We start from the raw sequence: 14,591 nt of genomic DNA, 5'->3' as shown, positions 1-14,591 counted from the left end.
CCCGCCCCGGAGGCCCCCCGCCGGCGGGAGGCCCTCAGCGGGTGGTGTGGGCCAGGACCGCGTGGGCCGCGGTTTCGCGGTCGGCGTCGGTGTCGACGAAGGACACGACCAGGGGACTGCTGCCGGTGGGGCCGCCCGCCGCCGCGCGCAGGCGGTAGCGCTCGACGCGCACGCCGGAACGGGCGAGCGGTGTGCCGCCGTCCAGCATCGACTCCGGAAGGCGGTCGTTGGCGACGCGCAGCGCCGCCGGGTGCCAGGTGCCCGAAGTCTGGTCGAAGCGCTCCAGCGTGAAGCCGGGCCCGCCATCCTGTCCGACCGGCGGGCTGCCGGGGGGTTCCATCTGGAAGGCGACCAGCAGGTGCCGGTACTCGTCGGAGTTCCCGTTCCGCAGGGTGACGGTGAACTCCTGCGCCGGGCCGCCGCGCGCGAGCGCGAGCCGGCCCGCCCGGGTGTCGACCGAGACCGTCAGCCAGGTCGGGGCGGGCGGCGGGGTCGTGGTGCGGCCGGTCGCGGGCGTCGCCGGCGCGGAGGACATGGCGGCGGGCGTCCGGGAAGGCGAGGCGGCGGCCGGGGATCCGGAGACCGACGGTGAGGCAGGGGCGGCGGCCGTGGCCGCCCCGGAAGCGGATGCCGGTGGCGGGGAAGCAGCAGCCGCCGGGGACGTTCCCTCCTTACCCGCCGTACCCGTGCAACCGGTCGCTCCCGCCAGCAGGACGGCGGCCGCGACCGCGGCGGACAGGACCCCACGGGGTCCGGCAAGTACGGGCATGGATCGGTTCCCCCGAGGTCGGATGAGGCAGGAACCTAGCAACCGACCCACCGCCACGACCAGGACGAACGGGCCTCGGGCCGGCGTCGTTTCGGTCACGGCGGGACCGCGCGCGACCCTGCGGTGACCGGTCGGCGGCCGCGGGCTCGCGGCTCCCCGCGGTCAGGTGGTCAGGTGGTCAGGTGGCTAGGGTCGCCTCCAGGACGGTGACCGCGTGCCCGGTCAGGAGTACGCGGTCACCGCGCAGCGCGGTCCGGACCAGGCCGGTGCGCGCCGAGGCCTGGAACCCGGTGAGGCCGTCGGTGCGGCCCAGCCGGGCAGCCCAGTACGGGGCCAGCGCGGTATGGGCGCTGCCGGTGACCGGGTCCTCGGGGATGCCGTTGGCGGGCGCGAAGTAGCGGGAGACGAAGTCGTACCCCAGCCCCGCCGATGCGGCCCGCGCGGTGACGGCGACACCGCGCAGGTTCTCGCGGGGCGTCAGTGCGGCAAGGGCGGCGAGGTCCGGCCGCAACGCCCGGACGGTGGCCTCGTCGGGCAGGACCGTGATCAGGTCGCCCAGTGCGCCGGTCCCCAGGACGGCCTCGGGCCGTATGCCGAGGGCTGCGGCGAGCCCCTCGGGAACGGCCGTCTCGGTGCAGGGGGCGGCCGGGAAGTCCAGCGTGATGCTTCCGTCGTCCTTGGCGCGGGCGGCCAGCAGGCCGCTGAACCGGCTCCGGAACCGCACCGGACCGGTCAGCAGCCCTTCGCGGCGCATGGTGTGGACCGTGGCCAAAGTGGCATGGCCGCAGAGGCTGGCCTCGACGAGCGGGGTGAACCAGCGGATCTCCCACTCGGCTCCACCGCCGACCGACAGGGGCCGGGCGAAGGCCGTCTCCGGGTGGTTCAGTTCGGCGGCGACGCGCTGGAGCCAAGGGTCGTCCGGCCATTCTCCGGCGGGAAGCAGGCACACCCCGGCGGGATTTCCGGCGAAGGGCCGGGTGGTGAAGGCGTCTACGATCTGGATGCGCATGCCGCGAACGTACCGGGGCCAATCGCCGCCGGGGCAAGGCCAATACGCGGCAAGTGGCCTGTGGCCCCGCCTGTGACGGCCCGCCTGCGACGCCCCCGCCCGCGGCGCCCCGCCGGGTCGGGCCGGCTCACGTCAGGTCAGCTCACGTCAGGTCAGCTCACGTCATGTCACCTCAGGTCAGGGCGGGGCAGGTCAGCTCAGGTCAGCGGCTTGTCGAAGTTGAAGGCGGTCACGGCCATGCGCTCACGGAAGTAGAAGCGGTGGGCGTCCGTGCGGTGGGTTCCGGAGTCGAGGTTCAGCGCGGTGCAGCCGGCGGCCCGCGCGTGCGCTTCGAGGTGGGCGAGGAGCGCGCGGCCCACTCCGGTGGAGCGTGCGGTGGCCGCGGTGACCAGGTCGTCCACGTAGAGCTTGCGGACCTGGGCGGTGTTCGCGGTGATCCGCCAGCCCGCCGCCCCCACGCACACGCCTTCCCCGCTGTACGCGGCGGTGAAGCGCAGTCCCTGCTCCCGGCCCTCCGCCAGGATCGAGAGGAAGAGGTCCTCGGTGAGGTGGGGACGCAGTTCGAGCAGCACGGGGAGCAGGTCCTCGGTCAGCCGCGCGTCGCCCGGCTCCAAGTCGATGATCTTCATGTCGGCAGCGTAGTGGGGGAGCGGGGCGGCACACTCCCGGCCCCCCGGGCGGCCCCGGCGGGGCTGTCCGGGATCCGCCAATCGGCTTGGAGTTGGCCGTGACCGGCACGGTGGCGGGACAGCATGGCGTGCCTTCTCTAGGTTTTGGGTGCTCCCAACCCCCTTCGAAAGGTGGATCCATGCGTTCTGTCCGTTGCGTGCTGTCCGTCCTCGCCGCCGGTGCGATCGTCCTCGGTGGCGCCTCCGTGGCCGCCGCCGACGTGACCGTCTACGCGCCGGCCGAGAACTCCTACACCTTCGTCTTCGGCGACTGGTTCCAGTTCGCCGCCGACGACGTGTTCAACGCGGGCCACGACAACACGGTCGGTTCCAACAACTGATCCGGGCCCCCGACGGCTCCCGGTCCGCGACCAGCGGTCCGGGGGCCGCCCACCGATGTCCGGCGCCGTGCGCGGAGCTCCCGGCGGCCTGGTTCGACCCCGCATGGGGTTTCCCCGAGGCGGCGCGCCGCAGGCCGCCGCACAGCTCTCCACGCTCCGGAAAATCCTGTCCGCATGACGGACACCGTGCCCGATTGTCGGACCCCGCCCCTACCCTTGATCACGTGAGCCCGATCCCCGACGACCCGACCCCGGCCGGCCAGGCCCCCGAGCGCCCGCTCGCCGAGATCAACGCCGACATCCGGTGCCTCTTCGCCCGTGCCGAAGGCCGTCTCACCGACGCCGAGCGGTTGCGCCACGCACTGCTCCTCGCCGAGTGGGCCGCGGCGATAAGGGCCTCGGTCGTCCCGGCTGCGTAAGCCCGGCCGCCCCGTCGTCCCCCGGCCGCGCACTCGTGGTGACATGACGTGACGTGACACGGCGTGCCCTGACGTGTCGTGTCGCACCGATGATTCGCGGGGCCGGCGGCAGTCTCTTCCACGGGCATCCGCGCCGGCCCTCTCCTGCGGCGCCGTACGGAGGAGAAGGTGGATGACGAGCGACCTGCGCAGCCTCCTGGAGGCACACGTCGAGGACGGTTCGCTGCCCGGCGCGGTGGGGCTGGTGGCCCGCGGCGAGGACGTCGAGGTGGCGGCCGTCGGCTCCCTCGACACCGCCGCCAGCACTCCCATGACGCGCGACTCCCTCTTCCGGATCGCCTCGCTGACCAAGCCGGTGACCGCCGCGGCCACGATGATGCTGATCGAGGACGGCCTCTTCGCCCTCGACTCGCCGGTCTCGCGCTGGCTGCCCGAGCTCGCCGCACCGATGGTCGTCCGTACGCCGTCCTCACCGGTCGACGACGTGGTCCCGGCCGAGCGCGCGATCACCGTCGAGGACCTCCTCACCTTCCGCGCCGGTCACGGTTTCCCCTCGGACTTCTCCCTGCCCGCCGTGCAGTTGCTCTTCAGCGAGCTCAAGCAGGGACCGCCGCAGCCCCAGAGCATCGCCCCGCCCGACGAATGGATGGCGGCCCTGGCACGCATCCCGCTCCTCCACCAGCCGGGGGCGGCCTGGCTCTACAACACGGGCTGCGACATCCTCGGCGTCCTGCTCGCCCGCGCGACGGGCCGGTCGCTGCCGGACCTCTTCGCGGAGCGCGTCTTCGCACCGCTCGGCATGCGGGACACGGCGTTCGCCGTGCCGCCGGGCGAGCTCCACCGGTTCGCGAGCTACTACCGGGCCGCTCCCGACGGCGGAGCGCTGGAGCTCGTCGACGCCCCCGACGGCCAGTGGAACAGCGTGCCCGCCTTTCCCTCCGGGACGGGCGGGCTGGTGTCGACGGCCGACGACTGGTTCGCCTTCGGCCGGATGCTGCTCGCCGAGGGCGCGTACGAAGGCGGCCGGCTGCTCTCGCCGGATTCCGTGCGGCGGATGACGACCGACCACCTCAGCGCGCCGCAACGCGAGGGCGGAGCCCTCTTCCTGGAGGGCCAGGGCTGGGGGTACGGCGGCTCCGTCGACGTGGCCCTCCTCGCCCCGTGGAACGCACCGGGCCGCTACGGCTGGATCGGCGGCACCGGCACCGCCGCCCATGTGGACCCCGGCACCGGTGCGGTCACCATCCTGCTCACCCAGCGGGAACTGGGCGGCCCGGCCTCGCCGGCGCTGATGCGGGAGTTCTGGACCTACGCAGCCACCCGCTGACCGGCGGGGCGGGGCGGCTGCGGGTGCGCGGCCGGGCAGGGCCGATCGGGTGAACCCGCGGAACCTGCGCCGGATCCGGGCGTTGATCAAGGCGCTCACCACCGTGCACTCGTGCAAGAGAAAGACCAATGATGATCAAGAAGATTATGGCCACCGCCGCTGCGACCGCTTCCATCCTCGGCGCGGGCGCCGCGGTGGCCGCCCCGGCCATGGCCATCGGCAACGACAACGGGATCAACACCGTCAACGGCAATGGTGCCTCGCAGATCTACGGCAACCAGAAGACCAGCGGTGACCTGAGCCCGCAGCTCGGCCTTGTCCAGGGCAGCCTGAACAAGCCCTGCATCGGTCTGCCGGCGAAGCTCAACGCGCAGTCCCTGATCGCCCTGGTCAACGTCGGTGTCCAGGACATCAACGTCCTGTCGAACCCGCAGAACCAGCAGTGCACCGAGAACTCCACCCAGGCCAAGGGCGACGAGCCGCTCTCGCACATCCTGGACAACATCCCGGTCCTCTCCGGCAACCTGTCGGCCGGCAGCTGACGCACACCCCTTTGCGAGCCGGGGCCTCAGACGCCTGCGCGAGTGCCCACGGGGCCCCGGCTTGTTCCACCGGATCCGCGGATCCGCACCTTCCGCAGGCGTACGGCTGCCGAGCGGCTGCCGGGGCGGGCACCGGTCCCCACGTCACAGAGCCCCCCGTCCACTGGGACGGGGGGCTCTGTCACGTGCTGTCGGGGCGCTACGGCAACGGCGGAGTGCCGGAAGGGTGCGGGCAGCGGGTGCTCGTCGCCGGCCGCGCGAGCCGTTCGACGCGGGTCAGGAACTCCCTGGGGTGGAACGGCTTGGCGAGGCAGTCGTCCACACCGGCCTCCAGCGCCCGGGCCGTGCACTCCGGGTCGGCCGGCGGCAGGGCGAGGATCGGCACGCGCCCGTGAGCGGGCGACCGGCGGACCTCCTCGAACAGTGCCACCTCGTCCAGCCCCGGGCCGGTGCGCTCGCAGACCACCAGGCCGATGGGCCCCTCGCTGCCGAGGAGCGCCACGGTGTCCGCGCCGCTCCCGCCGTCGACCACGGCGAAGCCCCCGCCGACGAGGAGGCGCTCCAGCAGGGTCCGGAGCGTACGGTCCTTCGCGATGAGGAGGATCTTGGCCGGGGAAGCGCCGCTCATGGTGTCCTTTTCCCTCAGGTCACAGAGCCGACCTCGTGACTTTTGCCCGCTGGAGGCCCCACAGAGCCTACGGGTTCTTGCGCGCCCGTCAGGACGGTGTCTAGCGTCGGGCCATGACCACCGACCCGCAGCGCTTCGAGATCCTGTTGGTACCCGAGCACGTCAAGAACAGGAGCGGCGCTCCCCAGGGGGACCGCCCCCTGCGATCGGCCGTGGTCGAGGCGACCGGCGGCCTGGGCGCCTCCGGCTACCCCCGTTACGCGGGCCAGGGCATGGAGGCCGACATCGACCCGGCCACCCGTACGGTCGAGGCCCTGCTCGTGGACGGCGCCGAGCTGGACCCCGGACTGACGGCCCTGGTGGCCCCGGAGGACCGCGGGGGAGCGGCCGGGCGGCGGTGAGCGGACGACGGACGACGGACGGCGCGGCGCGGTAGGGGCGCGGCCGGGACGGGCGGCGCGGGAGGGGTGCGGCCGGGAGGGGTGCGGCCGGGAGGGGAGGGGCCGCGGGGCAGGGGTGTGGCCGGGAGGGGAGGGGCCGCGGGGCAGGGGTGTGGCCGGGAGGGGAGGGGCCGCGGGGCAGGGGTGCGGCCCGGCCCCCGCCGCGCGGGGACCGGGCCGCACCCCGGAGACCGGGGTGTTCCTCAGCTCACCTGGACCGTGACGTCGTCCACGACGTAGGAGGTCTGGAGGGACTGGTCCTCCGTGCCCTCGAACTTCAGGGTGACGCTCTGACCGGCGAACCGGGACAGGTCGTACGTCTTCTGCGTGTAGCCGGAGTTGGCGTCGAGGTTCGACAGCGTCGCCAGCGTCTGGCCGCCCACCGAGACGGTGAACCGGTCGTAGACCACGCTGTCCGTCTCGTCGGTGTCGATGTGCAGGTAGAAGGAGAGCTGGTAGGCGGAGCAGCCGGCCGGGACGGTCAGCTGCTGTGAGGCGCTGTCGGTGTGGGACGATCCCCAGCCGTTCAGCCACGCCATGTAGCTGCCGGTGCGGGCGACCTCGCCGGACTGGTTGGTGATGACGCCCGTCGTCGCCGTCCACGGGCTGGTGCCGTTCTCGAAGCCGCCGTTGGCGACGAGCTGGCGCGGGGTGCAGGTGCCGCCGCCACCGGTGACGGTCAGCGTGTAGGTGGTGCCGTGGCTGACGGTGCCGGAACCGGTGACCGTCAGGGTGTAGGTGCCGGGCACCGTGCTCGCGCCGACCTGGACCGACAGCGTCGAGGAGCTGCCGGACTGGACGGAAGCGGGGCTGAGCACGGCGCTCACCCCGGCGGGGGCGCCGGAGACGGACAGGGCCACCGTCTGGGCGGCGCCGCTCACGGTCTGGGTGTTCACCGTGGCGGTGGTGGAACCGCCGGGGGCCGCCGTGCCCGCGGCGGGGCTGGTGGAGAGGGAGAAGTCCTGTGCGGGCGTCTCCCCGCCGACGGCCTGCTTCCAGACGGCGTACGCGACACCGTCGGCACTGCGGTCCAGGACCGTCGCGCTGATGTTGTTCGTGGTGTCGCAGGAGCTGTGGTAGCAGGCGTCGTAGGCGGCGTTGGCGGCGCCGCCCCACTTGGCTGCCTGGGCCGGGGTCTTGCGGGCACTGGCCCCGGCGGCGTAGCCGGAGGTGGGGATCCCGGCCTGCTGGAAGGAGTAGTCGTCGCTGCGGCCCTGGCCCTCCGTGTTCTCCTCGGGTGCGAGGTTGAGGGAGGTCCAGTACGCCTTGAGCGGTGCGGCGGTGGCGGAGTCGACGTTGTTGATGAAGTAGCCGCCGTTGGTCGAGCCGACCATGTCGAAGTTGTAGTAGCCCTTGATGGCCGAACGCTGCGCGCCGCTGAGCTGGGCGACGTAGAATTCGGAGCCGTTGAGGCCCTGCTCCTCGTCCGTCCACCAGGCGAAGCGGACGTGCTTGGTCATGGTGGGGTTCTTCTGCGCGAGGACCAGGGCGTTCTCCAGCAGGGTCGCGGAGCCCGATCCGTTGTCGTTGATGCCGGGGCCGGCCGCGACGCTGTCGAGGTGCGCGCCGAACATGACGGTCTGGTCGGCGGGGCCGCCCGGCCAGTCGGCGATCAGGTTGTTGGACGGGTAGGTGCAGGAGGTGCAGCTCTGCTCGGCGACGGTGTACCCGGCGGCCGTCAGCTTCCCCTTCACGTACGCGAGTGACTGGCTGTAGCCGGCGCTGCCCGCGCGGCGGTTGCCGCCGTTCCGGGAGGCGATGGTGTTCAGCTCCGTCAGGTGCGCCTGGATGCCGGCGACGCTGATGTCCGGCGGGTCGTTGCCGGGCTGGGTACCGCCCACGTTGAGCGCGTAGTCGACGGTGTGGGCGAGGGCCGCGCCCTGGCCCTTGACGACGACGGTGGAGGCGCCGGGCGCCGCGTTGGCGGTGGCGGTCAGGGTCAGGACCGAGGACTGGCCGGACTGCACCGTGGCGGGGGTGAAGGAGGCGCTGACCCCGGCGGGCAGCCCGGTGGCGGTCAGGGTCACCTGCTGGGCGCTCCCGGTGGTGGTGCTGGTGGCCACCGTGGTGGTGACCGAGGCGCCCTGCCGGAGGGTGCCCGACGAGGGGTTCAGGGCCAGTGAGAAGTCGCCGTTCTGGCCGCTCGGAGTGCACGTCGGGTCACCGGCCTGGGCCGGGACGCTGATGGCGTCCCAGGCGGCCTTGGTCTTGGTGAACAGGTCGCAGGTGGTGTCGAGCGACTTGGCCGAGCTGAGCGTCGCCGTCCGGTACTTCTTGTACGACATGCTGCTGGTCTTGAGCAGCATGCCGCCGTAGAAGATCTTGCCGGCGTTCTGGATGCCCACGCCGGTCAGCGCGGACTGGTTGCAGGTGCTGCTGGAGGGCTTGCCGCCGCCGGGGCTGGTGCCCTCGGCGAGCAGGTAGAACCAGTGGTTGAGCGGGCCCGCGGCCGCGTGCACCTCGGTTCCGGGTATCGCGGAGCTGTAGCACGCCGGGTCGTTGTTGACGGCCGGCGGGTTGTACATGTTGCGGATCGGGCCGCGCCCCTGGAGGTTGATGACCTCGCCGACCGTGTAGTCCGGAGTGTCGTACGGGGAGGGTTCGTTGGCGTACGCCTCGGTCAGCGCGCCGAAGATGTCTCCGGTGGCCTCTCCCAGCCCGGACTCCTGGCCGCTGGTGCCGCCGGGCGTGTTGCTGTCGATGGCGTGCCCGTACTCGTGGGCGACCACGTCCACACCGGCGATCCACTCGTTGGCGCTGTTGTGCCCGATGGTGACCGAGCTGCCGTCCCAGTAGGCGTTGAGGTCGCCCAGCCCGACCTTGCCCGGGAAGCTGCGGCCGTTGCCGCTCACGCCGTTGCGGCCCAGCCACTGGCCGAGCATGTCCCACTGCTTCTGCGCCGCGAACATCAGGTCGACGCAGCCGGTCTCCTTGCTCGTGGGGTTGCCCGTGCCCCAGGAGTCGGAGGACTTCGTGAAGACCGTGCCGCTGCTGTAGTCCGCGCAGCTCAGACCGGTCCGGTTCGGGTCGCGCAGCGTGTACGTGGAACCCGAGCCGGTGGTGTCGATGGTGACCGGGCCGGGTCCGTTCCACTTGCTGTTGCCGCTGCCGGCGACCACGTCGTCGTAGCCGTCCACGAAGGTTCCGGTGTGGGCGTCCACGAAGACGTGCAGCCTGCTGGGGGCCGTCCTGGTGCGGCCGGAGAGGACCGTCTCCCAGGCAAGGACCGGCCTGTCGTCCTTGAGGCGCACGACGAGTCGGCTGCTCTCGACCTTGTCGACCGACGCCAGCTTCGCCCGGGAGGCGACTTCGGCGTCCTTCGCGCCGACCGACGGCCGGGTCGCCACGTCGATCCGTACGGAGGAGGCGGACTGCAGGGCGCGGACCTTGCCCTCGCCGTCCGCGAGCACGACCGCGTCGCCGCCGACGACCGGCAGGCCGCGGTAGCTGCGCTCGTAGGCCACGGAGTAGAGGTCCTTCACCCAGGGGGTGACCAGGCGCCTTTCGTACTGCTCCTGCGAGGAGTTGACCAGGGAGTCGAGACCGCTGGTGACGGCCTGGTCGGCGGCCGCGACCGCGCGTGCGGCGGGGGTGTCCTTCCGGGACGGCGTCGGCTGCGCCTGCTGCGCTGCCGATGCCGTCCCGGCCAGCGCGCCGGCGAGGCTCGCGGTCAGCGCCATCGCTGCCACGGCCGCCGTCCATCTGGTGGGCTGCAACGTCCACTCCGATCGTCGTGGGGGGGAGGTAAGCGGGGAATAAGTGCGCGTTCGGGGCCGAGTATGAGCGTGTACATGACGAGAACGGGACATCCCGGCAGGCATAAGACCGGCGTTATGGTGCGGTGGAGGTGCGCTGCGTACGCTGCCCGGATGCAGCTGGAGTTGAGGCACCTGCAAGCCGTCTGCCGGATCGCGGAGGCGGGCAGCCTGGGGGCGGCGGCGCGGCGGCTCGGAGTCTCCCAGCCCGCGCTCTCGGCGCAGCTGAGGCGGATCGAGCGGGTCACCGGCGGCGAGCTGTTCGTCCGGGGCCGCAGCGGCGTCGAGCCCACAGCGCTGGGGCAGTTCGTACTCGCCAAGGCGCGGCGCGTGCTCAGCGAGATGGACGCCCTCGGGGCGGAGGCGCGGGCCATCACCACCGGCACCCCGCTGCGGCTGGGCTGCATCCTGCTCGTCCTGCTCGACGGGCTGCTGGCGCAGACCGACCTGTCCATGTCCGGGCAGGAGATCACCGTGGACCTTGAGGACTCGGTGACCGCACTGGCCCGGATGCTCGGCGCCGGACGGTACGACGCCATCGTGTACGGCGAGGTCAACGACCACGAAGTGCCGCTCCCCGCGGGGGCGCTGGCGAGGACCCTGATCCCCAGGGAGCCCTTCTGCATCCGGCTCTCGGCGCAGCACCCCCTGGCCGGCCTGGACCGCATCGAGCTGGCCGACCTCGCCGGCGAGTCGTGGATGACGCTGGTCGAGGACGACGACGGAGGGCCCGAGGCCCTGGTCTCCGCCTGCGCGAAGGCCGGGTTCAGCCCGTCGCTGCGCTACCGGATCACCGACCGCAAGATGCACTACGACCTGATCGCCGCCGGCCGCGCGATCTCGCTGAGCCAGCCCACGGCCCCCACGGCGCAGGGCACGGTCATGCGCCCGCTGGCCGGGGCTCCGGTCAGCGGCCGGATCCGCCTGGCCTGGAACCGCGCGGCGGTCTCGGCCGGGCAGGCGGAGCTGCTCTACCGCGCCGCCGCCCTCGCCTACCTGGCCAATGTGGAGAACAACGCCTTCCACAAGGACTGGTGGGACGCCCACCCCGAGGTGCACCCCGTACTGGACTGACCGCACCCGTCGAAAGCCCCGCGCGGGCCTCCATCAAGGTGAGCGGGTGATCACCTGCGCGACCGGAAGGGGGAGCGGCTCGTTGGGCACCCCGATCCTGTCCCCGGAGAGATCCCGCCGTGAAAGTGACCCGCCCATGACGCTGCTGTGGTGACCGGTCCGATTGTGCTGTGCGTTCGCTCTTGACCGTGATCGGTTCTGGACGAACGATGGTGCCCGTCCGCCCACTCCCTCCGTACGAGGTCCGCCGGAGCCGTGCCATGCCGCGCACTGCACGTTCGTTCCACGCAGCCGCAGCCGCAGCCGCAGCCGCCCGTCCGCGTGGGCGGCGCCGGCGAGCGGGCGCGGTGAAGTGACCGTGACCACGCCCACCCCCGGGGAACGGCGCCCGCGCACCCTTCTGGCCATGGGGGCCCGCATCCACCGCACCCTCCTCGCCGCTTCCGCGCTGGAGCGCCTGCCCCGTGTCGCGGACGCCGACACCGGCCTGCTCGTCACCGACTACCGGTCCGCGGACCCGGAGCTGCTCGCCCGCACCGAAGTCCTCTTCACCCACTGGGGCTCCCCGCTCCTCGACGAGGACGCACTGGGCCGGCTGCCCGCGCTGAAGGCGGTCGTCCACGCCGCCGGCTCCGTCAAGCAGCACGTCACCCCGGCCGTCTGGGAACGCGGGATCGCCGTCTCCTCGGCGGCCGCCGCCAACGCCCTGCCCGTGGCCGAGTTCACCCTCGCCGCGATCCTGTTCGCGAACAAACGGGTCCTGGAGAGCGCCCGGCGCTACCGCCGCGAACAGGCGGCGTACGAACTCCTGCCCCACTTCGCCGGACACGGCAACTACCGCCGCACCGTCGGCATCGTCGGCGCCTCCCGGGTCGGACGCCGGGTCATCGAACTGCTGCGCCCCTTCGACCTCGACGTCCTGCTCTACGACCCGTACGTGGGCCCGGACGAGGCCGCCGCCCTGGGGGTACGGCCGCTCCCGCTGGCCGAAGTCGTCGCGCACGGTGACGTGGTGTCCATCCACGCCCCCGAACTGCCCGGGACGCGGCGCATGTTCGACGCCGCCCTGCTCGCGCGGCTCGCCGACGGAGCCACGCTCATCAACACCGCGCGCGGCTCACTCGTCGACACCGGCGCCCTCGTGGCCGAACTGCGGACCGGGCGCATCCACGCCGTCATCGACGTCACCGACCCCGACGAGCCGCCCGCCGGTTCGGCCCTCTACACGCTGCCCAACGTGCTGCTCACCCCGCACATCGCGGGTTCCCTCGGCAATGAGCTGACCCGCATGGCGCACTGGGCGGTCGACGAGGTGGAGCGGTACGCCCACGGGCACCCCTTCGCCCACGGCGTCGGTCCGCAAGAGCTGTCCCGGTCCGCCTGAGGAGCCGCGCCGGATCCACGGCAACGCCCTCCCGCGACGGCGGCGGGGCGCGGTTACCGCTTCGGTTACCGGGCAGGCGCCCCGGTGCGGCGGGAAGGGCCCGCCGCCCGCTCACCGGAGGAGTTGTTTCGCGTGACCGAGCACGTGTGGAGTTACCAGTCGGCCGCCGGCTATCTGGCGGGCACCGACCTCACCGGCTTCACGGTGGAGGCCACGGACGGCACCATCGGCAAGGTCGACAAGCACAACGGCGAGGCCGGTGACGCCTACCTGGTCGTCGACACCGGGGTGTGGATCTTCGGGAAGGAGGTCCTCCTCCCGGCGGGCACGGTGACGCGGATCGATCTGACGGCCGGGACCATCCACGTGGACCGGACCAAGGACCAGATCAAGGCCGCCCCCGAGTTCCACCGGGAGGAGCACCTCCAGGACGCGGGCTATCGTGCGGAGGTCGGCACGTACTACGACATCGGAGGCCCGCTCGGCGGCGAGTACGGCAGCCACCGGGCCTGAGGCCCGGGCCGCCACGGCCGCAGAGATGGACGGGGGAGCCCGGCACGGTGTGCCGGGCTCCCCCTTGGCGGTAGCGGTGGCGGTCGGCGCGTCCGAGCCCGGTCACCCGGACCGAGCAGGCCGCACAGGCCAGGGCCGCGGCCGCCGGCCAGCTCCCGCGCTGCGCCGCGAGCCACGCGGGCAGGGCCAGGGCCAGGAACAGCGACTCGGTGTAGCCGGCGGCGAGGAACACGGCGCACGGGGAGAGCAGGAAGAACAGCACCGTGCGCCGGCCCGCCTCCGGGCCGCTGCGCTGCCAGGCGTCGGCGGTACGGGGGTGACCGCGCCACCGGCTCACCGCTAGCGGCCACGCGACGGTGCGGATCCACGCCTCGGGCCGGCCGTCCCGGTCCAGCTGCCGGCGTCGGCTCCACCCCTTGACGAAAGACCTCCTGGACCACGTCCTGTGCCTCGTGGTGGTCGCCGAGCATCACGTACAACTGGCCTGTCAGCCGTCCCGCCGCCTGCGCGCAGAACTGTTCGAACTCCTCGACGGTCAAGCATCGCTCCCGGATCCGTGTGTCCCTCTCACCGGGCATACGCCCGCCGGAGCGCATCCGGTCGACACCGGATGGGGAGGATTGTTGTGAGTGCCGTCACAGCGGGTGCGGACGGACACGCCCTGGGCGCGGCGTTACTTCGGCGACCGGGCCTGCGCGGGGGTGTGCGGGGCGTGCAGGCGATCCAGCAGGGACAGCTCGGCCGGCGAGAGGCGCAGTGCGGCCGCCGCCACGTTGGCGGCCAGGTGGTCGGGGTTGCCGGTGCCGGGGATGGACAGCACGTGCGGGCCCCGGTGCAGGGTCCAGGCGATCCGCACCTGGACCGGGCTCACCCCGTGCGCCCGCGCCACGGCGCGCACCTCCTGCGGATCGGGGGCGACCACGCCCGTCTCACCGCCGGGGCCGGCGATCGAGTAGAAGGGGACGAACGCGATGCCCAGCTCCCCGCAGGTGCGCAGGAGTTCGTCCTGTTCGGGCCGTATACCCAGACCGTAAGGGTTCTGCACGCACACCACCGGTGCGATGGCCCGGGCCTCGTCGAGGTGGGCCGCGGTGACATTGGAGATGCCCAGGTGGCGGATGAGCCCCGCCTCGCGCAGCCGGGCCAGGGCGCCGAAGCGCTCGGCGATCGAACCGGTGCCCACGACGCGCAGGTTTACCACGTCCAGGTGGTCCCGGCCGAGCTGGCGCAGGTTCTCCTCGACCTGGCCTCGCAGTTGCTCCGGACCGGCGTGCGGGAGCCAGCGGCCCGACAGGTCCCGGCCGGGGCCGACCTTGGTGGTGATGACGAGGTCGTCGGCGTAGGGGGCGAGGGCCCGGTTGATCAGCTCGTTGGCAGAGCGCAGCCGGGAGAAGTAGAAGGCGGCCGTGTCGATGTGGTTGACGCCGAGCTCGACGGCCCGGCGCAGCACGCCGACGGCCCGGTCGCGGTCGCCCGGGGTGGCGTCGGGGTCGAACGCCGCGCCGTCCTGCGGCAGCCGCATCGCGCCGAAGCCGAGCCGGTTGACCTCCCGGTCGCCGAGCGTCCACGTACCGGCCGCTCCGGCGGCGGGGGTCCTGGGGGTTTCTGAGCTCATGGGGGTCTGTGAAGTCATGGGAGTCTGTGAGGTCATGGGGAAATGATCTCCACGGGGTACTGTCGCCACCATTGATTAAGCTCTGACCGAATCCTGACGAGGGGGCC

The 14,591-nt window shown here is 72.6% G+C and carries 14 protein-coding genes and 2 pseudogenes; 8 read left to right on the top strand and 8 right to left on the bottom strand.

What is annotated here, in order from left to right; all coding sequences use genetic code 11:
* Positions 1-34 precede the first annotated feature (34 nt).
* From AMK16_RS02735 to AMK16_RS02725, 3 genes are all read right to left on the bottom strand, one after another.
* Positions 35-535, bottom strand: a complete 501-nt coding sequence (locus tag AMK16_RS02735; RefSeq protein ID WP_073908030.1) for a hypothetical protein — start codon at positions 533-535, stop codon at positions 35-37.
* A 412-nt stretch (positions 536-947) separates the two neighbouring features.
* Positions 948-1,778 carry a PhzF family phenazine biosynthesis protein gene (locus tag AMK16_RS02730; protein WP_073908027.1) on the bottom strand — a complete coding sequence of 277 codons (831 nt, stop codon included), beginning with the start codon at positions 1,776-1,778 and terminating at the stop codon, positions 948-950.
* A gap of 197 nt (positions 1,779-1,975) precedes the next feature.
* Positions 1,976-2,407 carry a GNAT family N-acetyltransferase gene (locus AMK16_RS02725; RefSeq protein ID WP_073908024.1) on the bottom strand — a complete coding sequence of 144 codons (432 nt, stop codon included), beginning with the start codon at positions 2,405-2,407 and terminating at the stop codon, positions 1,976-1,978.
* 179 nt (positions 2,408-2,586) lie between these two features.
* Here AMK16_RS02725 and AMK16_RS02720 point away from each other — a divergent pair, with 179 nt between their 5' ends.
* The 4 genes from AMK16_RS02720 (at position 2,587) to AMK16_RS02705 (ending at position 5,075) form a co-directional block, all read left to right on the top strand.
* Positions 2,587-2,787, top strand: coding sequence for a hypothetical protein (locus AMK16_RS02720; protein ID WP_143196784.1), 201 nt, complete (start codon positions 2,587-2,589; stop codon positions 2,785-2,787).
* 224 nt (positions 2,788-3,011) lie between these two features.
* Positions 3,012-3,206 (top strand): hypothetical protein, encoded by a 195-nt coding sequence (locus AMK16_RS02715; protein WP_338014402.1) that lies wholly within the window; start codon positions 3,012-3,014, stop codon positions 3,204-3,206.
* 172 nt (positions 3,207-3,378) lie between these two features.
* The gene (locus AMK16_RS02710; protein WP_073908018.1) at positions 3,379-4,533 is read left to right on the top strand and encodes a serine hydrolase domain-containing protein; all 1,155 of its coding nucleotides are present in this window, start codon (positions 3,379-3,381) and stop codon (positions 4,531-4,533) included.
* Between the two features lie 131 nt (positions 4,534-4,664).
* The gene (locus tag AMK16_RS02705) at positions 4,665-5,075 is read left to right on the top strand and encodes a rodlin (protein ID WP_073910292.1); all 411 of its coding nucleotides are present in this window, start codon (positions 4,665-4,667) and stop codon (positions 5,073-5,075) included.
* A 199-nt stretch (positions 5,076-5,274) separates the two neighbouring features.
* Here the strand turns inward: AMK16_RS02705 and AMK16_RS02700 are convergent, their stop codons facing one another.
* Positions 5,275-5,703, bottom strand: a complete 429-nt coding sequence (locus AMK16_RS02700; RefSeq protein WP_073908015.1) for a response regulator — start codon at positions 5,701-5,703, stop codon at positions 5,275-5,277.
* Positions 5,704-5,816: 113 nt separating this feature from the next.
* Between AMK16_RS02700 and AMK16_RS02695 the strand changes: the two genes are divergently transcribed.
* Positions 5,817-6,104, top strand: a complete 288-nt coding sequence (locus AMK16_RS02695) for a hypothetical protein (RefSeq protein ID WP_073908012.1) — start codon at positions 5,817-5,819, stop codon at positions 6,102-6,104.
* A gap of 242 nt (positions 6,105-6,346) precedes the next feature.
* Here AMK16_RS02695 and AMK16_RS02690 read toward each other — a convergent pair whose 3' ends face one another.
* Positions 6,347-9,832, bottom strand: coding sequence for a M28 family peptidase (locus AMK16_RS02690; RefSeq protein ID WP_073908009.1), 3,486 nt, complete (start codon positions 9,830-9,832; stop codon positions 6,347-6,349).
* 180 nt (positions 9,833-10,012) lie between these two features.
* Here AMK16_RS02690 and AMK16_RS02685 point away from each other — a divergent pair, with 180 nt between their 5' ends.
* The 3 genes from AMK16_RS02685 (at position 10,013) to AMK16_RS36945 (ending at position 12,869) form a co-directional block, all read left to right on the top strand.
* Complete coding sequence (locus tag AMK16_RS02685) at positions 10,013-10,972, top strand: LysR family transcriptional regulator (RefSeq protein WP_073908006.1); 960 nt, start codon at positions 10,013-10,015, stop codon at positions 10,970-10,972.
* A gap of 406 nt (positions 10,973-11,378) precedes the next feature.
* The gene (locus AMK16_RS02680) at positions 11,379-12,356 is read left to right on the top strand and encodes a hydroxyacid dehydrogenase (protein WP_073910289.1); all 978 of its coding nucleotides are present in this window, start codon (positions 11,379-11,381) and stop codon (positions 12,354-12,356) included.
* Between the two features lie 132 nt (positions 12,357-12,488).
* Positions 12,489-12,869: a PRC-barrel domain-containing protein gene (locus tag AMK16_RS36945; RefSeq protein ID WP_073908003.1), complete on the top strand. Its 381-nt coding sequence runs from the start codon at positions 12,489-12,491 to the stop codon at positions 12,867-12,869.
* A gap of 136 nt (positions 12,870-13,005) precedes the next feature.
* On the opposite strand, the pseudogene AMK16_RS38470 reads toward AMK16_RS36945, so the two are convergent.
* The 3 genes and pseudogenes from AMK16_RS38470 to AMK16_RS02660 all read right to left on the bottom strand — a co-directional run.
* A pseudogene (locus AMK16_RS38470) lies at positions 13,006-13,101 on the bottom strand (hypothetical protein); the annotation flags it as partial.
* Between the two features lie 39 nt (positions 13,102-13,140).
* Positions 13,141-13,447: pseudogene (locus AMK16_RS38280) on the bottom strand (sigma factor); the annotation flags it as partial.
* A gap of 95 nt (positions 13,448-13,542) precedes the next feature.
* A complete protein-coding gene (locus AMK16_RS02660; protein WP_242438532.1) occupies positions 13,543-14,484 on the bottom strand; it encodes an aldo/keto reductase in 942 nt (313 codons plus the stop codon).
* Between the last annotated feature and the right edge of the window lie 107 nt (positions 14,485-14,591).

This window comes from Streptomyces sp. CB00455 (genome assembly GCF_001905445.1).
Lineage (GTDB): Bacteria > Actinomycetota > Actinomycetes > Streptomycetales > Streptomycetaceae > Streptomyces.
Note: the sequence above shows the minus strand (reverse complement) of the source record. Positions and strands in the feature narration are given on the sequence as shown.

What these genes read in the sequence shown, in the direction of transcription:
- AMK16_RS02710 (WP_073908018.1), top strand. Translation starts at nt 3,379, where the DNA reads ATGACGAGCGACCTGCGCAGCCTCCTGGAGGCACACGTCGAGGACGGT.
- AMK16_RS02735 (WP_073908030.1), bottom strand. Translation starts at nt 535, where the DNA reads ATGTCCTCCGCGCCGGCGACGCCCGCGACCGGCCGCACCACGACCCCG.
- AMK16_RS02725 (WP_073908024.1), bottom strand. Translation starts at nt 2,407, where the DNA reads ATGAAGATCATCGACTTGGAGCCGGGCGACGCGCGGCTGACCGAGGAC.
- AMK16_RS02680 (WP_073910289.1), top strand. Translation starts at nt 11,379, where the DNA reads ATGGGGGCCCGCATCCACCGCACCCTCCTCGCCGCTTCCGCGCTGGAG.
- AMK16_RS02720 (WP_143196784.1), top strand. Translation starts at nt 2,587, where the DNA reads ATGCGTTCTGTCCGTTGCGTGCTGTCCGTCCTCGCCGCCGGTGCGATC.
- AMK16_RS02730 (WP_073908027.1), bottom strand. Translation starts at nt 1,778, where the DNA reads ATGCGCATCCAGATCGTAGACGCCTTCACCACCCGGCCCTTCGCCGGA.
- AMK16_RS02700 (WP_073908015.1), bottom strand. Translation starts at nt 5,703, where the DNA reads ATGAGCGGCGCTTCCCCGGCCAAGATCCTCCTCATCGCGAAGGACCGT.
- AMK16_RS02685 (WP_073908006.1), top strand. Translation starts at nt 10,013, where the DNA reads ATGCAGCTGGAGTTGAGGCACCTGCAAGCCGTCTGCCGGATCGCGGAG.
- AMK16_RS02660 (WP_242438532.1), bottom strand. Translation starts at nt 14,484, where the DNA reads ATGAGCTCAGAAACCCCCAGGACCCCCGCCGCCGGAGCGGCCGGTACG.
- AMK16_RS02695 (WP_073908012.1), top strand. Translation starts at nt 5,817, where the DNA reads ATGACCACCGACCCGCAGCGCTTCGAGATCCTGTTGGTACCCGAGCAC.
- AMK16_RS02705 (WP_073910292.1), top strand. Translation starts at nt 4,665, where the DNA reads ATGATCAAGAAGATTATGGCCACCGCCGCTGCGACCGCTTCCATCCTC.